1 protein-coding gene and 1 pseudogene are annotated in these 1,111 nt (G+C 66.9%); one reads left to right on the top strand and one right to left on the bottom strand.

Translation table 11 applies throughout. The annotated features are described in order from the left end of the window. A pseudogene (locus tag ACF1DX_RS39035) lies at positions 1-680 on the top strand (IS701 family transposase); the annotation flags it as partial. A 20-nt stretch (positions 681-700) separates the two neighbouring features. Here the strand turns inward: ACF1DX_RS39035 and ACF1DX_RS39030 are convergent. After that, positions 701-1,111, bottom strand: a 411-nt coding sequence (locus ACF1DX_RS39030; protein WP_391795884.1) for a hypothetical protein, incomplete at its 5' end; no start/stop codon positions are given.

The following is a 1,111-nucleotide window of genomic DNA, read 5'->3' as shown; positions in this document are numbered from 1 at the left end:
ACGGCGGCAACCCAAAATTGCGGGCGGCCCTGGAGAAACGCGGCCTGGGCTATGTCCTCGCGGTGGCCTGCTCGGCTGATGTGACCACCGGCGCAGGAAAGTTCCGCGCCGACGCGTTGGCCAGGAAACTCCCGAAGCGGGCCTGGCAGAAACTGTCCGCCGGACGCGGCGGGAAGGGGCACCGCTACTACGACTGGGCCGTCATCGATCTCACCGACCCGGCACCAGGCCACCGTCAACTGTTGATCCGACGCAACCGAACCACCGGCGAACTCGCCTACTACCGCTGCCATTCCACCGTGCCGGTCCCGTTGCGCACCCTGGTCAGGACTGCCGGATCCAGGTGGCGAGTGGAGGAGACCTTCCAGACCGAGAAGGGCCTGGCCGGACTCGATGAACACCAGGTCCGCCGCTACCCGTCCTGGAGCCGCTGGGTCACCCTCGCCATGCTCGCTCATGCCTTTCTCGCCGTCGTCCGTGCAGACGAACGCAGGCGTTGCACCGGACCGGACGACCGGGCCCCGCTGACCTGCAACGAGATCCAGCACCTGTTCCTCACCGTCACCGTCCGGCCGCTGACCGACCTCTCCCACCGGCTCGGCTGGTCCGACTGGAGACGCCGCCACCAGGCCCGAGCCCAGGCCAGCCATTACCGTCGGCAAGCTGCAAATCAGGCATAGATTCTCACCGAAGACTGGGATCAGGTCCGGCGGCGTCGGTAATAGGCATACGTGAGAACCAGAAGCAGTGGACCCCACAGGTTCATCAGTCCGCTCATCGCCATCGCGAGGACATCCCAGCCCTCGTCGTACGGCCAGGCCGCCGTGCCGGCGGTAGCGGCTTCGTACAGCCAGTGGATGCAGAGCGCGGTGAAGAAGAGGCCGCCTAAGGTTGCGGGGACGATCGCGGCGGCCGGCGGGATGCGTCGCCCGCCCAGCCTCGGCACCCAGTCGGGAACGACCTCGCCCCAGCGGCGGACCAATCCGAAGCTGAGCAGTGCGAGGATTTCGGTGAGGATCGTCAGCCCGATGACGTAAGGGACGTTGTACCAGGCAGGGGGCATGGGCTCTCCGCCCATGCCGTACCCGAAGCCGATCGGTAGTCGCCAGAT

The sequence above is a fragment of the Streptomyces sp. NPDC014676 genome, assembly GCF_043084105.1.
Taxonomy (GTDB): Bacteria; Actinomycetota; Actinomycetes; order Streptomycetales; family Streptomycetaceae; genus Streptomyces.
Note: the sequence above shows the minus strand (reverse complement) of the source record. Positions and strands in the feature narration are given on the sequence as shown.